Here is a 19,948-nt window from a genome sequence, read left to right on the forward strand (position 1 = left end):
GGTCTATCCGGAATTGCGGTTTAGACTGGGCGGTGTGCCCCACTGAAGGAGAGCCGATATATGAGTGAATACCTCGCAGATGTCCGTCGCTACGATGCCGCCGCCGATGAAGCGGTTGTCGAGAAGATCGTCAAGCATCTGGGCATTGCGCTACGCAATCGCGACTCCTCGCTCGTTTCGGCGACCGATCCGGAAGAACTGAAGCGTGTGCGCGACAGCTGGGTTGGCAAGAAGCTCGGCGTGACCGATGCCGCCAAGGCAGAAGAAGTGGTGAACCACGTCGCCGAAGTCATGAAGGGCGACCGCAACAAGCACCGCGTGACCTTCTATTATCTGGTGGCAAAGCAGCTCGGCAAACTCGGCGATCTCTGATCGGTGCATATTGCCTGTGGAATTCGAACCCCGGTGCCCCGCGCCGGGGTTTTTCCTTATAGTAGGGTCGAAACGAATCGATCTCGAAAAACCCTATCCGGGAACATCCCATGCGCACCTATCTCGATCTTCTCCAGCATGTGCTCGACAACGGCACCGATCGCGGCGACCGCACGGGAACGGGCACGCGCTCGGTTTTCGGCTATCAGATGCGCTTCAATCTGGAGGAGGGCTTTCCGGTCCTGACCACCAAGAAGCTGCATCTGCGCTCGATCATCTATGAGCTGTTGTGGTTTCTGAAGGGCGATACCAATATTGCCTATCTCAAGGAAAACGGCGTTTCGATCTGGGATGAATGGGCGGATGATAAGGGCGATCTCGGCCCAGTTTACGGCTATCAGTGGCGCTCCTGGCCAGCGCCGGATGGTCGCCATATCGACCAGATCGCCAATCTCATGAAGATGTTGCATGGCAATCCGAATTCCCGCCGCCTGATCGTATCAGCCTGGAACCCGGCGCTGGTCGATGAAATGGCGCTGCCGCCATGCCATTGCCTGTTCCAGTTCTATGTCGCAGACGGAAAACTGTCCTGCCAGCTCTATCAGCGCTCGGCGGATATTTTCCTTGGCGTGCCGTTCAACATCGCTTCCTACGCGCTTTTGACCATGATGATCGCGCAGGTGGCGGGCCTCAAGCCCGGCGAATTCATCCATACGCTGGGTGACGCGCATATTTATTCCAACCATTTCGAGCAGGCGCGGCTGCAATTGACGCGCACGCCGAAAAAGCTGCCGGTCATGCGCATCAATCCGGATGTGAAGGACCTGTTTGCCTTCCGTTACGAGGATTTTGCGCTGGAAGGCTATGAAGCCGATCCGACGATCAAGGCGCCGATTGCGGTATGAGTGAGAGCGTGAACACGGATAAGCCGGTCGTTTCGATTATCGTGGCTGCAGCCGAGAATGGCGTGATCGGGCGCGACAACGATATGCCATGGCGGCTTTCGACGGATTTGAAGCGCTTCAAGGCGCTGACGCTCGGCAAGCCGGTCATCATGGGGCGTCGCACATGGGAGTCGATCGGGCGACCCTTGCCGGGACGACCGAACATCGTCGTGACCCGCGATGCGAATTTTCAGGCTAAAGGCGTACATATCGTCGGCTCGCTGGAAGAGGGCATTGCGCTTGGGCGCAAGCTTGCCGAAGAGCTCGGCGCTGGCGAGGTCTGCATCATTGGCGGCGGCAAGATTTATGCGCAGGCTTTGCCACTGGCGGACCGCGTGCATCTGACGCGGGTTCTGGCGGCAATCGATGGGGACACACATTTCCCGGAGATTAAGTCTGATGGGTGGCGTCTGGTCTCGTCGGAAGACGTGCCAGCCGGCGATAAAGACAGCCATCCGACCCGCTATATGGTTTACGAAAAGCGTGTTGCGTAAAGCATAACATAGGAATTTTATTGCGCTTCCGTTGAAAGCGCGCCTCCCGATGCCTATAAAACGGTAACATTAGTTGATGACGGGGGTTTGCGCCTTGCTTTCCCGTCTTCCGGGAGCATCTCCGTTAAAAGCGCTGAGGCGTTTTTTGCCGGAGATGCGGGAAACAGAAGCTTAGAGGTGAGGATGCCCTGGAGCAATCAGAATGGCGGCGGCGGCCCATGGGGTGGCGGCGGCGGTGACAACAATAATAACAACAATAATAATGGCCCCTGGGGACAGGGCCCGAAGGGCCCGCGCGGGGGCGGCCAGAATACGCCACCTGATCTCGAGGATATTTTGCGCAAAGGCCAGGATCGCCTGAAGCAGGTGTTCCCCGGCGGCGGTGGTCGCAGCGGCGGCAATCGCCCGATCTATTTCCTGATCGGCGCGGCCTTGCTCGGCTTCTGGGTTTTCCAGTCCGTCTATACAGTACAGCCGGATGAACTGGCGGTTGAACTTCGTTTCGGCAAGCCGAAGGCTGAAGTTTCCGAACCTGGCTTGCATTTCCATTGGTGGCCGATTGAAACCTATGAAAAGGCGCAAATCGTCGAAAAGCAGATCAATATCGGCGCTCAGGGTTCCCGTACTGCGACGCAGGGTCTGATGCTGACCGGCGACCAGAACATCGTGAATGTCCAGTTCTCGGTTCTCTATCGCGTTTCTGATCCGCGCGCTTACCTGTTCAATGTCGACAGCCCGGATGCGATGGTGCAGCAGGTTTCGGAAAGCGCGATGCGTGAAATCGTCGGTCGCCGCCCGGCGCAGGACGTTTTCCGCGACAATCGTGCCGAGATTGCGCAAAGCGTGCGCGCTATCGTGCAGCAGACACTCGACACCTACCAGGCCGGTATTCAGGTCAATGCCGTGTCGATTGAAGACGCATCGCCGCCGCGTGAAGTGGCCGACGCCTTCGACGAAGTGCAGCGCGCCGAACAGGACGAGGATCGATTCATCGAGGAATCGAACCAGTATTCCAACCAGAAACTCGGTCAGGCCCGCGGTGAAGCCGCTCAGCTTCGCGAAGAAGCGGCAGCCTATAAGAACCGCGTCGTTCAGGACGCCGAAGGTGAAGCGCAGCGTTTCAGCTCGGTTCTCGGCCAGTATGAAAAAGCCCCGGAAGTGACCCGTAACCGTCTCTTCCTCGAAACCATGGAACAGGTGCTTAAAAGCACCAAGAAAGTCATTGTGGAACCAGGAAAGGACGTCGTGCCCTATCTGCCGCTGAACGAATTGATGCGCCAGCAACCGCGCGCAGGCGCAACTCCGGGTGCAACCGTGACCACGACCCCCTCGACCGGCGGAGGTGCACAGTAATGGCTCAGAACAGACTTCCGATCATTGCCGGCATTATCGCTGTCCTCGCCTTCCTGCTTTATTCCGCGACGTTCATCGTTTCGGAGCGCCAGCAGGCAATCGTTCTTCGTTTCGGTCAGATCGTCAGCGTGAAGACCGAGCCTGGCATCTACTTCAAGTTGCCATTCGGCTTCCTTGACGCCGATACGGTGCAGATGATCGATGACCGTTTGCTGCGTTTCGATCTGGACGACATCCGCGTTCAGGTTTCGGGCGGCAAGTTCTATGACGTCGATGCGTTCCTCGTCTATCGCATCACCGATGCCCGCAAGTTCCGTGAAACGGTTTCGGGCAGCACGCTCCTTGCCGAACAGCGCTTGCGCACCCGTCTCGATGCATCGCTGCGTGGTGTCTATGGTCAGCGTGGTTTTGAAGCCGCTCTTTCTGAAGAGCGCGGCGACATGATGCGTGAAGTGCGCGATCAGCTTCGTCCTGATGCGACTTCGCTCGGCCTGACCATCCAGGACGTGCGTATCCGCCGTACCGATCTGACGGCAGAAGTCTCGCAGCAGACCTATGAGCGCATGAAGGCGGAACGTCTGGCGGAAGCCGAGCGTCTGCGTGCCCGTGGCCGTGAAGCCGCCCAGCGTATCCGCGCCGTGGCCGACCGTCAGGTTGTGGAAACGATTGCCGAAGCGCGCAAGGAATCGGAAATCCTTCGCGGTGAGGGCGATGCGCAGCGCAGTGAAATCTACGCAGCCTCCGCATCGAAGGATCCGGGCTTCTTCGCCTTCTATCGTTCGATGGCCGCTTATCGCGAAGCGCTCGAAACGCCGGATACGACGCTGGTTCTCTCGCCGGATTCGGAGTTCTTCAAGTTCTTCCGTGATGCTGGCGGCAAGCTGGCAACGCCTTCGCAGTAAAGTGCGGGAACAGCTCTCATGAGCGATTTTCTAGCCGCCGTAGGACTTCTCTTCGTTATCGAGGGGCTGCTCTACGGCGGCTTTCCTTTTTTCGCCAAGAAGCTCGCCCGGGAGGCGAGCGAAGCACCGGAAGGCATGTTGCGCATTGCCGGTATAGCGGCGCTTGCCATCGGCGTCGGCATCGTCTGGCTTGTCAGGGGATAAGCACCTCTGGTTCCGTTATTTATGGCCCTCTGCCTATACGGGGCCGTAAACAGGCCTTAATTTGCGGCGATCTAACCTTTAGGTTATTTGCGTAGATATTCAGGATCGGAGCAGAGCTTTATGGCAATCGTACCGAAGGCGGGATTCGCTCGCACCCTATTCGCAACCGTGGCAATGGGCGCGCTGGCTGTCACCGGAACGCTGACGGTCGCAACGCCGCCTGCCTTTGCTCAGGACGCTCCCGTGAAAGGCATTCAGGGGCCGGGTTCTGTCGCTGATCTCGCAGAAGGGCTGCTGGATGCGGTGGTGAATATCTCCACCTCGCAGACCGTGAAAGACGATGGCGGCGAGGGCGATGGCCCCGTTCCGATGCCGAAAGTGCCGGAAGGCTCACCGTTTCAGGAATATTTCAAAGACTTCTTCAACAACAAGGACGGCGAACAGAGCGACGAGTCGCGCAAGGTGCAGTCGCTTGGATCGGGCTTCGTCATCGATGCCGAAAAGGGCTTCATCGTCACCAACAATCACGTCATTGCGGATGCCGACGAGATTGAAGTCAATTTCAACGACGGCACCAAGCTGAAAGCCGAGCTGGTCGGCAAGGATATCAAGACCGATCTGGCTGTCCTGAAAGTCGATCCGGCCAAGCACAAGCTCAAGGCCGTGCAGTTTGGCAATTCCGACAAGGCGCGTATTGGCGACTGGGTTCTGGCCATCGGCAATCCGTTCGGGCTTGGCGGAACCGTGACCGCCGGGATCATTTCGGCGCGCAAGCGCGATATCAATTCCGGCCCCTATGACGATTTCATCCAGACGGATGCTGCCATCAATCGCGGCAATTCGGGCGGCCCGCTATTCGACATGAGCGGCCAGGTGATCGGCATCAACACGGCGATTATTTCGCCGTCCGGCGGCTCCATCGGCATCGGCTTTGCCATTCCGGCTGAAATGGCAGTCGGCGTGATCAACCAGCTGAAGGAATTCGGCGAGGTCAAGCGCGGCTGGCTCGGCGTTCGCATCCAGCCGGTGACGCAGGATATTGCCGACAGTCTTGGTTTGAAAGAACCGAAGGGCGCGCTGATTGCCGGGCTGATCGAGAATTCCGGCGTGGACAATACGGCGCTGAAGGCTGGCGATGTGGTTATCCGCTATGAAGGCAAGCCAGTGGATACCGCCCGCGATCTGCCCCGCCTCGTGGCCGAAAGCGCGGTCGGCAAGGATGTGGAAATCGTCGTTGTCCGTGACGGTGCGGAACAGACCGTCAAGGTGAAGCTCGGTCGTCTTGTTGAAGACGACAAGAGCACTGAAGCTGCTACCGAAGATCAGGCGCCGGTTCCGGATGGAGCGGAGGGTGAGGATGGTGAGGAAGCGCCAGCTACCCCGAAGCAGGAGCAGAAGAGCGAAGCCACCGGCCCGTCCGTGCTCGGCATGAGGCTTTCTGCGCTCAACGACGATGTGCGTGGCGAGTTCGGGATTGCCGAAGACGTGCAGGGCGTGGCGATCCTCTATGTCGCTCCGGGTTCGGCTGCGGGCGACAAGCGCGTTGAAACCGGCGATGTCATCGTCGATATCAACCAGGTCACGGTCAAGGCGCCCGAAGACGTAAAGAAGCGCATTGATGCGCTGCGACGGGAAGGGCGCAAGAATGCGCTGTTCATGCTGGCGTCGCGCTCTGGCGAACTGCGTTTTGTGACGGTTCGGATCGACTGAACGCCTGTGCGAAATGAACCTGGAACGGCGCTGCGGATCATCCCGCAGTGCCGTTTTCATTTGCGATTTGAATCAAATAGCGGCAAGTGCTGAGAACGAGATTCAATGCCCGATTGGGTGGTGGAGTGGTGCGGGTTTGGAAACTGTCGATATTGTCGTGATAGGCGCGGGCGCAGCCGGGATGATGTGCGCCATCGAAGCAGCCAAGCGCGGTCGTTCCGTGCTGGTTGTCGATCATGCCAGGACGGCAGGTGAGAAAATCCGTATCTCCGGGGGCGGGCGGTGCAACTTCACCAATATCCACGCCAGCCCGAAAAACTATCTGTCGCGCAATCCGCATTTCTGCATCTCCGCTTTGAGCCGCTATACGCAGCGCGATTTCATCGCATTGGTCGAGAGGCATCGCATTGCCTATCATGAAAAGACGCTTGGCCAGCTTTTCTGCGATGGGTCGGCAACGCAGATCATCGACATGCTGCTTGGCGAGATGAAGCGCCACGGCGCGCGGTTGAAAACCTCCTGCGGTGTCGAGAGTATAGCCAGAATACTAGGAGAAGGGTTTGAGCTGCGGCTGATGGAAGGCGGCATCCGCACGACAGTCAGATGCCGTTCCGTGGTGGTCGCCTGCGGTGGCAAATCTATCCCCAAGATGGGCGCAACCGGCTTCGGCTACGACATCGCCGAGCAGTTCGGCTTGCGGCTGGTCGAGACACGCCCGGCGCTGGTCCCGCTGACTTTTGAACCGAATACGCTGGAACGGTTGAAGCCGCTGGCCGGTATCGCCGTCGATGCGGTGGTGGCCTGCGGCAAGACGAGTTTTGCCGAGGCCATGCTGTTCACGCATCGCGGCATCAGTGGTCCATCGATTTTGCAGATATCGTCCTACTGGAAAGAGGGCGATGAAATCCGCATCAGCATGTTGCCCGGTACGGATCTGTTCGAAGCCTTGCGTGCGCAGCGCACGACAAATGGAAAGCAGGCCCTGCAGACAGCACTCGGCCTGTACCTTCCGAAGAAACTTGCACAGACAATCGCCGAGGAAAACGGTGCCAGCGGGCATCTCGCCGATATGTCCGACAAGCTTTTTCGGCGTGTGGAAGCTGCCGTCAACGACTGGCGCATCAAGCCCGCCGGATCGGAAGGCTATCGCACGGCGGAAGTGACGCTGGGCGGTGTCGATACACGCGATCTCGATTCGCGCACCATGGAGGCCAAGTCGGTGCCCGGCCTCTATTTCATTGGCGAAGTGGTCGATGTCACCGGCTGGCTCGGTGGCTATAATTTCCAGTGGGCATGGTCTTCTGGCTGGTGCGCCGGTCAGGTCGCATGAGCGCGATAAACGACGTGGCGTTTCAGTTGGGGCGTTTCGTCCGGTACGCGCGGATGATCGAAATCACTTGAAGGATCGCGCACCATGCCAATGCGCTGCATGACGTTCGTGGAGCGATCATTGTTGTGTACGGCGAAAGAAACCACCTCAGACAGGCCCAGAGAACCGAAGGCGTAGTCAAGAAGAGCTTTGGCGGCTTCGGTCACAAAGCCCTTTCCCCAGAAAGGGCGGGCTAGTCGCCAGCCGATTTCCACTGTTCCATCCGGCAAATGCGGCTCAAGATTGGTGCGGGCAAGACCGGCAAAGCCGATGCATTCACCGCTTGTCTTTTCTTCGAGAGCATAGAAACCAAGGCCGGTTTTCGAAATCATGGTGCGCAGCCGGGTGAAAAGTTCGTCCGACTGTTGCCGGTCGTGCCGGAACGGGAAGAAATGCATGACATCTTCGTCGGAATTGATCGTGTGAAAGAGGTCGCGGTCGCGATCCTCCCAATTTCGAATGATGAGCCTTGGCGTTTCCAGAATGATCATTCGACGAAATCCGTTATCCTGTAACCCTGAATGTAGAGAAGTGCAGTCAGGTCGCCATGGTCGATGCGAACCTTGGCTTGCGCTGCCACCGCCGGTTTGGCGTGCAGGGCAACGCCGGTTCCCGCCAGCTGGATCATGCCGAGATCGTTGGCGCCGTCGCCGACCGCAATCGCATCCTCGGGCGTCAGCCCAAGACGGTCTGCAATTTCTTCCAGCCGTTCCACCTTGGCTTCGCGACCAAGAATCGGTTCCGCGACAACGCCGGTCAGCTTGGCGCCATCATCCAGAAGGAGATTGGCGCGGTCTTCATTGAAGCCGATCATTTCGGCAATACGGTGGGTGAAAGACGTGAAACCGCCCGAGACGAGCGCGGTATAGGCGCCATGCTTGCGCATGGTGCGCACCAGTTCCGGCCCGCCGGGGGTGAGTGTGATGCGGGTGGCGATCACCTTGTCGATAACCTGAAGCGGCAAGCCTTTCAGAAGGGCAACGCGCTCGCGCAAGGCTGGTTCAAAGGCGATTTCACCATTCATAGCTCGGGCGGTGATAGCGGCCACATGGTCGCGCAAGCCTGCCTCTTCGGCCAGTTCATCAATGCATTCCTGCTGGATCATGGTGGAATCCATGTCGGCGATCAGGATTTTCTTGCGGCGACGATCCTGCTCCTGCACAACCACGTCGACGGGTGCGCCATCCAGCGTAGCGCGCAGCGCAGCGTCAGCTTCTTCGGCGCTCAAGCCGATTGGCAGGGGGATATCGCAGGCAATACCATCTGCAAGCCAGTAAAGTCCTGTTGCATTCACTGCCGCTGACGCTTTAATCCCGAGCGACGGAACAAGAGCGGCCTTGGCCGGGTTGGCGATCAAAGTGGCAATGAGCGAAGCGGATGCGGACATGAGGGAGCGATTCCTGCGATGAGTGAGGAGGCGATCAAGAATGCCATCCTGATAGCTGGCCCGACGGCCAGCGGCAAGTCGGCACTTGCTGTTCATATGGCAAGGGAGACTGGCGGCTTTATCGTAAACACCGATTCCATGCAGGTTTATGACGTGCTCGATCTGCTGACGGCGCGTCCCGGCGCAGACGATCTGGCTTCCGCCGAGCATCATCTCTACGGTCATGTTTCGCCGTCTGTGTCCTATTCCACCGGCAAATGGTTTGCCGATGTGGCATCCCTTCTGGCGCAGCCCAAGCTTGAAGGACGGACGCCGATTTTCGTCGGCGGAACCGGGCTTTATTTTCGCGCTCTGCTGGGCGGCTTGTCACAAATGCCGGAAGTTGCGCCCGATGTGCGCAATCATTGGCGCGCCCGCATGGAAACAGAAGGTGCTGAAACCCTGCATCGGGCGCTGTCGGAACGCGATCCGCAAATGGCCGCGACGCTTCAGGCGACCGATAGCCAGCGCATCGTACGGGCGCTGGAGGTGATCGAAAGCACCGGAAAATCCTTGAGCGAGTGGCAGCAAAACAAGGGCCATGTGCTGGTGGATGACCAGTCGGCTCGGAAAATTGTGCTTTTGCCGGAACGGGGCTGGCTTTCCGAACGTATCGCGCGGCGCTTCGCACTGATGTGGAACAATGGCGCAATTGACGAAGTGAAGGCGCTGCTGTCTTTGCAGCTTGATCCGGCGCTGCCCGCGATGAAGGCCATCGGCGTTCGGGAAATCACCGCTTTTCTTGATGGCGCCATGACCGAAGACGAGGCCATTGAACGATCCGTCATTGCAACGCGGCAATATGCCAAGCGCCAGTCGACCTGGTTTCGCAATCAGCTGGATGCAAGCTGGAATTTTTTAAGTAATTCTGATGAAGCACTACTTCAATTAACGTCACCGAAATAACTAGCAGGCTATCTTCTGACAGGAGAGGAGGGCGCGAAACATGCGGTTTCATAAATCGGAGCGGGCATTTTTCATTCTGATTATTTTAATGTGCGGGATAGGCATTTTGCTTTATCGCGTGCATGTCGATTTGGGCTTGCTTGAAGCGACCTCTCTTGATGCCTCCGCTGCCGAAATCGCAACTTCTCTCGGGCGGCTCAATCATGCGGCGATCTGGGTTCTCATTGCCTCCATCGTCTGCGGGCTTTTGCTGATCTATCCGCAAATCCGCACCGAGGCGCTGGATCGCGGCAAATTGCAGATCATCACGCAGGATTTGTCCGAACGGTCGCAGACGCTCGAACATGCCGCGCTCACCGACAGCCTCACCGGCATGCAGAACCGTCGTTATTTCGACGAAGCGTTGAAGGAATATCTAGTCCAGTTCGACCGTATCCAGCGGCCCGTCGGCCTGATGATTATCGATCTGGATCACTTCAAGGCGGTCAACGACAACCACGGACACGATATTGGCGACGTGGTGTTGCAGGAAGTCGCGCGCTGCCTGCGTGATTATACGCGATATCACGATGTGGTTGCGCGGCTTGGCGGCGAAGAATTTGCAGTACTCGCTCCCAATATGGATGCAGAGTTGATGATCAAGCTCGCCAATCGTATCCGAAAGGCCATTGCCGGGCTGGAAATCGATCTCGGCGATGTGAAGCTGACGGTCACCGTCAGTATCGGGCTTGCGGTCTGGGACCGGCGCGAAACGTCAAAGGACCTTTATCGTCGCGCTGACAAGATGCTCTATGCCGCCAAGAATATGGGGCGCAATCGCGTCTGCGCCTGATGCCGGGTGGTTAAAGGCGTCCCGTCAGCTCTCATAATCCTTGCGGAAATTGCGCACCAGATCGCCTAGCTTCTTCATGCTTTGGGCTGTCTCGCTGTTATGCGAGACGATGGGAGCAGGTCTTTCCGTTGCAAGTGGCGCTGCCGCGACGGTTGTAAGCCTGCTGATCGTCGAAGGCTTTTTCAATAGATCGCTGTCGTCGGTCGGCTTTTCCGGCGCGCCGGGATGCGCGTTGTTTTCGAACGAACGCAGCCGGTCCACGATACGATCCAGCGCGATTCTGTCATCGACCTGCAAGGATGATGTCAAGCTTTCGGCTTTGCGCCGCCCGGGCAGCTGATGCGCTGGAACCGTTTCGAAGGTCAGCCGCATCGGTGTCGAAAACGCTTCGCCGAAGGCAATGGCTTCGCGATTGGCAATCGACGAGAGGAAACCGGCCATGCTGCGCGCACCGCCGCGCAGCGCGCCCTTGATGATTTCCTGATCGCGCTCATTGCCGAGACGCATCGCGAAGATCGAATTGCACTGCGAAAGAATGGTGGCGTCCAGCTCGCCGGGGCGCTGGCTGATCACGCCGAGATAAGAGCCGTATTTGCGCCCTTCCTTGGCGATGCGGGCAATCGCCTGCCGCGTCGGCCAGAAGCCAGCATCCTTGTCGGCTGGAATATAACGGTGCGCTTCCTCGCAGATGACGAGGGTTTGCAGGCTGCCTTCGCTCGACATGGCGATGTCGAAGGAGAGGCGGCACAGAACCGAAGCAACGGCATTCACCACTTCGGACGGGAGGCCCGCAAGCTGGAAGGTGCAGATCGGCTTGCCATTATGCGGAATGCGGAAAATGCGCGCGATAGCCTGACGCATGGTTTCCGGCCCGCCGGTGACGGCAAACATGAAGCGGAAACGCGGATCGCTGGCGATCGACTCCAGTCTTGCTTTCAGGTTGCGCAGATAGGGGCGCTCCGCCTTGCTGTCGAGAAGGCCGATCCTGTCATCGATCAGCGTCAGGAGATCACGCAGGCGATAGGCAATCGGCGTATCGACGCTGACCGTCCTGTCCGAAAGCTTGCGCCGCAGGCTGTGGCGTCCGCCGGTTTCGCTGTCACTGGTTTTTTCGCGCGCAAGCTGCACGAGGTCGCGCAATATGTCGTATTCCGTCGGCTCCGGCGTGCGGCCGCGAAAAATAACATCGGCAAATTCGTCCAGTCGCAGCATCCAGAACGGCAATTCGATATTGGTCTGGTCCACTGCAATGGCGAGGTCTGGAAACGCGCCCGCAAATTCATTGTGCGGGTCGAGGATCAGGATGCGCAAATCGGGCCGTTGCAAGACGATGCGGCGCAAGAGCAGCATGACGGCGCTGGATTTGCCCACGCCCGTGGTGCCGACAACGGCAAAGTGGCGCGAGATGAGGTCTTCAACCGAAACATAGGCCGGGACGGAGGCGTCCTGGGTCAGCGCGCCGATGGGTACGCTTGTCTGGCCCATCTGGGCATAGACTGCGGAAAGGTCGGAGGCGCGGATACGGTGGGCGATGGCGCCGGGATAGGGATATCTGGAAATGCCGCCGCTGAACGACATATGGCCATCGGGTTCGCCGCGCACTTCGCCCAAAAATTCGACATGGACATGGACGATGTTGTCGCCGCCGCGCGTCCAGGCATTATCGGGCACGGTGACATTGTGGACGAGGCCAACCAGGCGGTTGCCGCCCGACTGGATGGAGATCAACTGACCGACGGTCCAGTAGTCATCGGACGCAGTGGAGGAGGGGCCGGACAAAGCCGCAATGATGGCGCGCTCGCCGTCGCACTGGATGACATGACCTTCCGTGCGGTTGCGCTGTACAAAGCCGCGGCCCTTCATCTCGGCACTGCCGTCAATATCCCCGCCCGTGTTCATTTCGCCAACTTTCATAAGAGCTATCTGATGAAGCTAGCAAATCCGGGTTGAAATAAAGTTATCGAGAGGGTGGGGTGAATCTTAAGAAAATATCACAGGGCTCGTATTTATGCGTTGACGGCTTCTTTTCAGGCGATTAGTGTCCCGCCCCATGAACACGTTTATTATTCTTGTGGTACGGGCGCGCATGGGCAGGATGGTGTAACCATCCGGCGAAAGCTCCCATGCGCGAAAGACAGGCTCCCTCGGGGGCCTTTTTTATTATCCAAAAAAGCCCGATGCGGCTAAATCTGACACCGAAATACAGACTAGACGGGAAGAGAACGATGACTGCAGGTAAACAAGAGGCGGAAGCGACCGCCGCAGGATCTCAGGAAACAAGCCATCCACGCGAGATGACCGGCGCGGAAATGGTTATTCAGGCCATGATCGATCAGGGCGTGGAGAGCATTTTCGGTTATCCGGGCGGCGCAGTGCTTCCGATCTATGACGAACTGTTCCAGCAGGACAAGATTCAGCACATTCTCGTGCGTCACGAACAGGGCGCAGGCCATGCCGCCGAAGGCTATGCCCGCTCCACCGGCAAGGTCGGTGTGCTGCTGGTGACATCCGGCCCCGGCGCAACCAATGCGGTCACCCCGCTTCAGGATGCGCTGATGGATTCCATCCCGCTCGTCTGCATTTCTGGTCAGGTCCCGACCTCGTTGATCGGTTCCGATGCCTTTCAGGAAGCCGATACGGTTGGCATCACACGCCCCTGCACCAAGCACAACTGGCTGGTGAAGGACGTCAACGACCTGTCGCGCATTCTGCATGAAGCCTTCCATGTTGCATCCACGGGCCGTCCGGGTCCGGTTCTGGTCGATATTCCGAAGGATATCCAGTTTGCCAAGGGCATATACACGCCGCCGCAGACCACGCCGCGCACCACCTACCGTCCGGTTCTCGACGGCAATGCGCAGGCAATCTCCGACGCCGTCCGTCTGCTCGCCACGGCCAAGAAGCCCGTCATCTATTCCGGCGGTGGCGTGATCAATTCCGGCCCGGCAGCTTCCCGTCTGCTGCGCGAGCTGGTTGAACTCGGCAACTTCCCGATCACCTCGACCCTGATGGGCCTCGGCGCCTATCCGGCATCGGGCAAGAACTGGCTCGGCATGCTGGGCATGCACGGCACTTACGAAGCGAACATGACCATGCATGATTGCGATGTCATGCTGTGCGTTGGCGCGCGCTTCGACGACCGTATCACCGGTCGCCTCAATGCCTTCTCGCCGAATTCGAAGAAGATTCATATCGATATCGATCCGTCTTCGATCAACAAGAATGTCCGCGTGGATGTGCCGATCATCGGCGATGTTGCGCATGTTCTGGAAGATATGGTTCGCCAGTTCCGCGCTTCCGAAAAGAAGCCGGAAAAGAAGGCCATCGCCGCCTGGTGGGAGCAGATCGACCGCTGGCGCGCCCGCAATTCGCTGGCCTATACGCCGAACAAGGACGTCATCATGCCGCAATATGCCATTGAGCGGCTGTATGAACTGACCAAGGATCGCAAAACCTACATCACCACCGAAGTCGGCCAGCACCAGATGTGGGCGGCACAGTTCTATGGCTTCGAAGAACCGAACCGCTGGCTGACCTCGGGTGGCCTCGGCACGATGGGCTATGGCCTGCCTGCCGCGCTCGGTGTGCAGATTGCGCATCCGGATGCGCTGGTTATAGACATTGCCGGGGACGCATCGATCCAGATGTGCATTCAGGAAATGTCGGCAGCGATCCAGCACAATGCGCCGATCAAGATCTTCATCCTGAACAACCAGTATATGGGCATGGTGCGCCAGTGGCAGCAATTGCTGCATGGCAACCGCCTGTCGCATTCCTATACGGAGGCGATGCCGGATTTCGTCAAGCTGGCAGAAGCCTATGGCGCGCACGGCATTCGCTGCGAAAAGCCGGGCGATCTCGACGCCGCCATTCAGGAAATGATCGACATCGACAAGCCGGTCATCTTCGACTGCCGCGTTGCCAATCTGGCGAACTGCTTCCCGATGATTCCGTCCGGCAAGGCGCATAATGAAATGCTGTTGCCCGACGAAGCCACCGACGAAGCCGTCGCCAATGCCATCGACGCCAAGGGCCGCGCGCTCGTCTGATCCGGAGGATTTGAAATCATGAATGCACAGAACCTAGCTTCCGGATCGGCCTACTTCATCGCAGCCGAAACCCAGACCCCGGAAACCCATACGCTTGCCGTCCTCGTCGATAACGAGCCAGGTGTCCTTGCCCGCGTGATCGGATTGTTTTCCGGTCGCGGCTATAACATTGAAAGCCTGACGGTTTCGGAAACCGAGCACGAAAAGCACCTTTCGCGTATTACCATTGTGACGCGTGGTACACCGCACGTGCTTGACCAGATCCGCCACCAGCTGGCGCGCATCGTTCCGGTTCACCGCGTGGTTGATCTCAGCCACCGTGCGAGCGAACTCGGGCATGATCGCCCGATCGAGCGCGAGCTGGCGCTGGTGAAAGTGGCTGGCAAGGGTGAAGCCCGCGCCGAAACGCTGCGTCTCGCCGATGCGTTCAAGGCCAAGGTGGTCGATGCGACGACCGATCACTTCATTCTGGAAATCACCGGCAAGACCGCGAAGATCGACCAGTTCATCTCGATTATGAAGCCGCTTGGCCTCGTGGAAATCTGCCGCACCGGCGTGGCGGCGATGAACCGGGGTCCTGAAGGCATGTAAGTCGTGTTTCTCTGCCAAGAGCAGGGATCGATACAATAAGGCTCCAAACCGGCACAATGTTTCGATTGTGCCGGTTTTTTATTGAGCTAATTTGTGCGGGTAAGAGCCTCACTCAAAAAGCGGCATGTGGGGGCGAAAATGGCGATTTTCGAGTACCGGAGCGGAGCGTACTTTTGGGTACGTGAGCACCGGAATGGAGAAAATTGCCATTTGCAGCCACACAGGGCGACTTTTGGAGCAGGCTCTAAATCGGGTTCATCACATGTCTGTCGAAGTATTTTTGGCGCTGATCGCCTTCGCTTTTGTGTCTTCCATCACACCGGGGCCGAACAATCTAATGCTGCTGGCATCGGGGGTTAATTTTGGCTTTCGGCGCACGATCCCGCATATGCTGGGTATCGGTGTCGGGTTTTTCGGCCTGCTTCTGGCAGTTGGCTTCGGTCTTGGCGTGCTGCTTGAAACGGTGCCTGCCTTCTACACCAGCCTGAAATTCGCGGGCGGCGCTTACATGCTCTATCTGGCATGGAAAATCGCAATGTCGCGTTCGATCGGTGAAGCGAAGGGTACTGGTGATGGCAAGCCGATGACGTTCATGCAGGCGGCAGCCTTCCAGTGGGTCAATCCCAAGGCGTGGGTGATGGCCGTCACCGGCATTGCCACCTATGCCACGCATGACAATTACTATCTGGCCGTTTCGCTGGTGAGCGTTGCCTTCGCGCTGGTCAACCTGCCGAGCGTTTCGGTCTGGGCAGGCTTTGGCATGTTGCTGCGCAACTGGCTGGATGATCCGGTGCATCTCAAATGGTTCAATATCTTTATGGCCTTGCTGCTGATCGCGAGCCTCTGGCCGATGCTGAAGTAGCTCAATCGGAGCATCAAAATGCGTGCACTTCCTACCTATGACGATGTGGTTTCCGCCGCCGGACAGATCGAGGGCCATGCGCTTCGCACGCCGGTTCTGACCTCTGCGGCGCTCGATGCCGAGACCGGCGCACAATTCTTTTTCAAGGCCGAAAATCTTCAGCGCATCGGTGCGTTCAAGTTTCGCGGCGCGTTCAATGCGCTTACCCGTTTCAGCGATGAGCAAAAGAAGCGCGGCGTGATTGCATTTTCATCGGGCAATCATGCGCAGGCGGTGGCCTTGTCGGCAAAGCTGCTTGGCATTTCCGCCACCATATTGATGCCGGAAGATGCGCCGCAGTCGAAGCTGGAAGCAACGCGCGGCTATGGCGCCAATGTCATCACCTTCAATCGGTATAAGGATGACCGTGACGCCCTGACGAACCGTCTGGCGGAGGAGGGCGGTCTCACCCTGATTCCACCCTATAACCACCCGCATATCATTGCCGGGCAGGGCACGGCGACCAAGGAGTTGATCGAGGAAGTGGGGCCGCTTGACGCGCTGTTCGTCTGCGTCGGCGGCGGCGGGTTGATTGCCGGATCGGCGCTGGCCGCCAAGGCGCTTTCGCCCGATTGCGCCGTTTATGGCGTCGAGCCGGAAGCAGGGAATGATGTCCAGCAATCCTTGCGGGCGGGCAAAATTGTGCGCATCGACACGCCGCAGACGCTGGCCGATGGCGCGCAGACGCAGGCGCCGGGCGACCTGACCTTTGCCATCATCCGCGAGAAGGTCACGGATGTTCTGGCCGTTAGCGATCAGGCCCTTGTCGACGGCATGAAGTTCTTTGCTCGTCAGATGAAATTGGTGGTCGAGCCGACGGGTTGTCTGGCTTTCGCCGGTGCCCGCCAGATGGCGGATCAACTGCGCGGAAAGCGCGTCGGTGTCATCGTCAGCGGCGGCAATGTCGACCTCTCCCGCTATACGGCTCTGCTTAATACGGCTGTTTGATCACGGTTTGATCTTGTTTTCAGGTCGCGAATCCTGTCTGAAAGAGCCATGCAGTTTTCACCGGAACAGGATCAGGCGCTCAAGGCCGTCGGACAATGGCTGAAAGAGGGGCGTAGTCCCATTTTCAGGCTGTTCGGTTATGCCGGAACGGGCAAGACGACACTGGCGCGCTATTTCGCGGAACATGTCGATGGCGATGTGCAGTTTGCCGCCTTTACCGGCAAGGCCGCGCAGGTTTTGCGGTCCAAGGGCGCCAGCAATGCGCGCACGCTGCATTCGCTGATCTATCGTCCGCGTGGCGAGGAAGCCGTTGAGGACGAGACGACAGGCAAGACGTCCATCGCGCCGACATTCTCGCTCAATCGGCAAAGCCCGGTCGCCAAGGCGGCGATGATCGTGGTGGATGAGTGTTCGATGGTGGACGAGGCGCTTGGGCGCGATCTCATGAGCTTCGGAACGCCAATCCTCGTGTTGGGCGATCCGGGCCAGTTGCCGCCGATTTCCGGCGGTGGGTTCTTTACCGAGCATGAGCCGAACTATCTGCTCACCGAAATTCACCGTCAGGCGCAGGACAATCCGATTATCCGCATGGCGCTTGACGTGCGCGAAGGGCGCGAGCTGCCCTATGGTGATCACGGTGCGGCAAAGGTCATCAGCAAGAACGAAGTCAATCAGGACATGGTTCTGAAGGCCGATCAGGTGCTTGTCGGCACCAATCGCACGCGGCGGCGTTATAACCAGCGCCTGCGCGAGCTGAAGGGCTTTACGGCGGATTATCCGCAGGCGGGTGACAAGCTGGTCTGCCTGCGCAACGATCCGGCCAAGGGCCTGCTCAACGGGTCGCTTTGGAAGGTCATGACCTCCTCCAAGGAAACCGTGAAGCCCGGGATCAATCTGCTGGTTGCGCCGGAAGACGATGATCGCGGCGTTGCCAAGATCAAGCTTTTGAAGGCGCAGTTCGAGGACCCGGATAGCGAAATTCCGTGGCAGACCAAGAAGCGTTACGACGACTTCGACTATGGCTATGCCCTGACGGTGCACAAGGCTCAAGGTTCGCAGTGGGATGATGTGGTATTGTTCGATGAAAGCTATGCTTTTCGCGATACGCGCGAGCGCTGGCTCTATACGGCCATTACCCGTGCAGCAGAACGCCTGACGATTGTAAAATAATCAGCTTTCAATTGGTTTGGCGCTCAGCCACTCCCATGCGTCCTGTTCTTCGTCGGCTTCGAAGGAGCGCATTTCTATCGAGAGGAAGGGCTGCATCAGGGTGATGCTGGCCTGTATCCATAATGGACCGCCTACAATCGCATAGCGGCGCAGATGCTTGAGCGATTTTGAGCGCATTGAAAGCATGCTTTCGGAAAAAGCCGCGGTCCAGTCCACGCCCTCATAGCCGGTCAGGCGGATCAGCAGATCAATCTCGTCATATTGCTCATAGGCTGCGTCGAGCAGCCCATAAAGGTTCTCCAGCGATGAATCGTCCAAATGCCCTTCAATGGCAAAGGCGAATACATCATTCCGGTCCGTGGGAATGCGGCGGACGACGGGGATGTCCTCATTGCGCATCATCGGTCTCCAAGCGTCTTCTATGACCAATCGTCAATTCGTGCCCCTGTCAGGACAGGATTCAAACGTCCAAACCGGGCGAAAGGTTGCGGATTGTTGTTCCAAATTCGGCAAGGAATAGCTTGGCCTATGCTCCAAAGACGGGAAACGGCAACATTTGGGGATGGGTCATCAGGTGCGACGGGAAAACACTCACACTTTCCTGCGGCGGGCGATATAAGAGCCTGACTCAAAAAGCGGCATGTGTGTGCGAAAATGGAGAAAATCGGCATTTGCGGCCACACAGGACGGCTTTTGGAACAGGCTCTAAAGCGAAAACCGATCATGGGAGAAATGCCTCCATGCCTGCGAAATTATCTGTCAATCTCAATGCCATCGCCATGCTACGTAACCGTCGCGATCTGCCCTGGCCGAGCGTCACCGGTCTCGGGCGAATTGCACTCGCGGCGGGGGCGGCAGGATTGACGGTGCATCCGCGCCCGGACCAGCGCCACATCCGCTTTTCCGATCTTGGCGATATTCGTGCATTGATCGATGATGAATTTCCGCAGGCCGAATTCAATATTGAAGGCTTTCCAAGCGAGGCCTTCCTCGATCTGGTAGAAAAGCACCAGCCGGAACAGGTGACGCTGGTGCCGGATGATCCGACACAGGCCACTTCCGACCACGGCTGGGATTTCCTGTCCAAGGCCGATTATCTGGCGCCCATCGTGGCGCGGTTGAAGAAGGGCGGCATGCGCGTTTCGCTGTTCGCCGATCCCGATCCGCTGGGTTATGAAAAGGCCAAGGCCATCGGCGCTGACCGGTTGGAATTCTATACCGGTCCTTATGGCGCGACCTATGACGATCCGGCAGCGGCAGCGCGCGAGCTGGACCGTGTTGGCAAGGCCTCGGATGCCGCAACGGCGCTCGGTCTTGAAATCAATGCCGGTCACGATCTGACGGTCGAAAATCTCCCGGCACTGGTCAAACGCATTCCACAATTGAAAGAAGTTTCCATCGGACATGGATTGACGGCGGACGCTTTGACGTATGGTATGGCGGCGACAGTGGGACGTTTTAACGCTGCTTTGGCTGGGTAATTGGCACGTTCAATGCGCAAAATGCATAGCTTTGACCTGAGCTTTGCGAAAAGCGCATTTGTGCCAAAGCTCAACAAGCTATAGGCGTCCGCGGCTGGTTCATCCGCGTCAGGAGCGCGCAGGGACGTATGAGGGAAGCATTGATACGGTTTTCCGAAATCCGCATTCCACATCGAAGTGCCCCGGCGTGCTTTGCCTTCGGGGCATCATCGGAGCAGCGCGTATGCACCGCTCGGTTCGGTGATGATGTTTGAACCGGATTGGGGCAAAGATGCGGCACGGTTGTTGCAATCCGC

At 58.1% G+C, this 19,948-nt stretch carries 20 protein-coding genes; 16 read left to right on the top strand and 4 right to left on the bottom strand.

Annotated elements, in window-relative coordinates; genetic code table 11:
- The first annotated feature begins 60 nt into the window (after positions 1 to 60).
- The 8 genes from WIX40_RS00850 (at position 61) to WIX40_RS00885 (ending at position 7,309) form a co-directional block, all read left to right on the top strand.
- Positions 61 to 372: a DUF2853 family protein gene (locus WIX40_RS00850; protein ID WP_109369383.1), complete on the top strand. Its 312-nt coding sequence runs from the start codon at positions 61 to 63 to the stop codon at positions 370 to 372.
- Between the two features lie 110 nt (positions 373 to 482).
- On the top strand, positions 483 to 1,277 hold the full coding sequence (locus WIX40_RS00855; RefSeq protein WP_109369382.1) for a thymidylate synthase: 795 nt from the start codon (positions 483 to 485) through the stop codon (positions 1,275 to 1,277).
- A gap of 83 nt (positions 1,278 to 1,360) precedes the next feature.
- The gene (locus WIX40_RS00860; RefSeq protein ID WP_371834137.1) at positions 1,361 to 1,810 is read left to right on the top strand and encodes a dihydrofolate reductase; all 450 of its coding nucleotides are present in this window, start codon (positions 1,361 to 1,363) and stop codon (positions 1,808 to 1,810) included.
- A gap of 183 nt (positions 1,811 to 1,993) precedes the next feature.
- Entirely contained in the window at positions 1,994 to 3,163 is a 1,170-nt protein-coding gene (gene hflK / locus WIX40_RS00865) for an FtsH protease activity modulator HflK (RefSeq protein ID WP_235891956.1), read from the top strand.
- Entirely contained in the window at positions 3,163 to 4,065 is a 903-nt protein-coding gene (gene hflC, locus WIX40_RS00870) for a protease modulator HflC (protein ID WP_109369381.1), read from the top strand. Before hflK ends, hflC begins: the two co-directional genes overlap by 1 nt.
- An 18-nt stretch (positions 4,066 to 4,083) precedes the next feature.
- Positions 4,084 to 4,269 (top strand): DUF2065 domain-containing protein, encoded by a 186-nt coding sequence (locus tag WIX40_RS00875; protein WP_109369380.1) that lies wholly within the window; start codon positions 4,084 to 4,086, stop codon positions 4,267 to 4,269.
- A gap of 120 nt (positions 4,270 to 4,389) precedes the next feature.
- Positions 4,390 to 5,979 carry a Do family serine endopeptidase gene (locus WIX40_RS00880; RefSeq protein WP_109369379.1) on the top strand — a complete coding sequence of 530 codons (1,590 nt, stop codon included), beginning with the start codon at positions 4,390 to 4,392 and terminating at the stop codon, positions 5,977 to 5,979.
- 136 nt (positions 5,980 to 6,115) lie between these two features.
- Positions 6,116 to 7,309: a BaiN/RdsA family NAD(P)/FAD-dependent oxidoreductase gene (locus tag WIX40_RS00885; RefSeq protein ID WP_109369378.1), complete on the top strand. Its 1,194-nt coding sequence runs from the start codon at positions 6,116 to 6,118 to the stop codon at positions 7,307 to 7,309.
- Here WIX40_RS00885 and WIX40_RS00890 read toward each other — a convergent pair.
- Together WIX40_RS00890 and serB are read right to left on the bottom strand one after the other, a co-directional pair.
- Positions 7,297 to 7,839: a GNAT family N-acetyltransferase gene (locus WIX40_RS00890; RefSeq protein WP_109369377.1), complete on the bottom strand. Its 543-nt coding sequence runs from the start codon at positions 7,837 to 7,839 to the stop codon at positions 7,297 to 7,299. The genes WIX40_RS00885 and WIX40_RS00890 overlap by 13 nt on opposite strands.
- Positions 7,836 to 8,735: a phosphoserine phosphatase SerB gene (gene serB / locus WIX40_RS00895; protein ID WP_109369376.1), complete on the bottom strand. Its 900-nt coding sequence runs from the start codon at positions 8,733 to 8,735 to the stop codon at positions 7,836 to 7,838. Before serB ends, WIX40_RS00890 begins: the two co-directional genes overlap by 4 nt.
- Before the next feature lie 18 nt (positions 8,736 to 8,753).
- Here serB and miaA point away from each other — a divergent pair, with 18 nt between their 5' ends.
- Together miaA and WIX40_RS00905 are read left to right on the top strand one after the other, a co-directional pair.
- Positions 8,754 to 9,680 (top strand): tRNA (adenosine(37)-N6)-dimethylallyltransferase MiaA, encoded by a 927-nt coding sequence (gene miaA, locus WIX40_RS00900; RefSeq protein ID WP_109369375.1) that lies wholly within the window; start codon positions 8,754 to 8,756, stop codon positions 9,678 to 9,680.
- A gap of 40 nt (positions 9,681 to 9,720) precedes the next feature.
- The gene (locus WIX40_RS00905) at positions 9,721 to 10,512 is read left to right on the top strand and encodes a GGDEF domain-containing protein (RefSeq protein ID WP_109369374.1); all 792 of its coding nucleotides are present in this window, start codon (positions 9,721 to 9,723) and stop codon (positions 10,510 to 10,512) included.
- A 24-nt stretch (positions 10,513 to 10,536) separates the two neighbouring features.
- On the opposite strand, the gene WIX40_RS00910 is transcribed toward WIX40_RS00905, so the two are convergent.
- Positions 10,537 to 12,426 carry an ATP-binding protein gene (locus WIX40_RS00910; protein WP_235858886.1) on the bottom strand — a complete coding sequence of 630 codons (1,890 nt, stop codon included), beginning with the start codon at positions 12,424 to 12,426 and terminating at the stop codon, positions 10,537 to 10,539.
- A gap of 311 nt (positions 12,427 to 12,737) precedes the next feature.
- Here WIX40_RS00910 and WIX40_RS00915 point away from each other — a divergent pair, with 311 nt between their 5' ends.
- The 5 genes from WIX40_RS00915 to WIX40_RS00935 all read left to right on the top strand — a co-directional run bounded on the left by WIX40_RS00915 (position 12,738) and on the right by WIX40_RS00935 (position 18,171).
- Positions 12,738 to 14,561 carry an acetolactate synthase 3 large subunit gene (locus tag WIX40_RS00915; RefSeq protein WP_121536362.1) on the top strand — a complete coding sequence of 608 codons (1,824 nt, stop codon included), beginning with the start codon at positions 12,738 to 12,740 and terminating at the stop codon, positions 14,559 to 14,561.
- Positions 14,562 to 14,579: 18 nt separating this feature from the next.
- Entirely contained in the window at positions 14,580 to 15,152 is a 573-nt protein-coding gene (gene ilvN / locus WIX40_RS00920; RefSeq protein ID WP_078339370.1) for an acetolactate synthase small subunit, read from the top strand.
- Between the two features lie 262 nt (positions 15,153 to 15,414).
- Positions 15,415 to 16,014 (top strand): LysE family translocator, encoded by a 600-nt coding sequence (locus WIX40_RS00925; RefSeq protein ID WP_121536360.1) that lies wholly within the window; start codon positions 15,415 to 15,417, stop codon positions 16,012 to 16,014.
- 18 nt (positions 16,015 to 16,032) lie between these two features.
- On the top strand, positions 16,033 to 17,001 hold the full coding sequence (locus tag WIX40_RS00930; RefSeq protein ID WP_109369371.1) for a threo-3-hydroxy-L-aspartate ammonia-lyase: 969 nt from the start codon (positions 16,033 to 16,035) through the stop codon (positions 16,999 to 17,001).
- A gap of 48 nt (positions 17,002 to 17,049) precedes the next feature.
- Positions 17,050 to 18,171, top strand: a complete 1,122-nt coding sequence (locus WIX40_RS00935) for an ATP-dependent DNA helicase (RefSeq protein ID WP_109369370.1) — start codon at positions 17,050 to 17,052, stop codon at positions 18,169 to 18,171.
- Here the strand turns inward: WIX40_RS00935 and WIX40_RS00940 are convergent, their stop codons facing one another.
- Positions 18,172 to 18,570 (bottom strand): SpoIIAA family protein, encoded by a 399-nt coding sequence (locus WIX40_RS00940; RefSeq protein ID WP_171318318.1) that lies wholly within the window; start codon positions 18,568 to 18,570, stop codon positions 18,172 to 18,174.
- Between the two features lie 341 nt (positions 18,571 to 18,911).
- Here WIX40_RS00940 and WIX40_RS00945 point away from each other — a divergent pair, with 341 nt between their 5' ends.
- Positions 18,912 to 19,652 carry a pyridoxine 5'-phosphate synthase gene (locus tag WIX40_RS00945; RefSeq protein ID WP_109369368.1) on the top strand — a complete coding sequence of 247 codons (741 nt, stop codon included), beginning with the start codon at positions 18,912 to 18,914 and terminating at the stop codon, positions 19,650 to 19,652.
- The last annotated feature ends 296 nt before the right edge of the window (positions 19,653 to 19,948 follow it).

This window comes from Ochrobactrum teleogrylli (genome assembly GCF_037482325.1).
Taxonomy (GTDB): domain Bacteria; phylum Pseudomonadota; class Alphaproteobacteria; order Rhizobiales; family Rhizobiaceae; genus Brucella; species Brucella teleogrylli.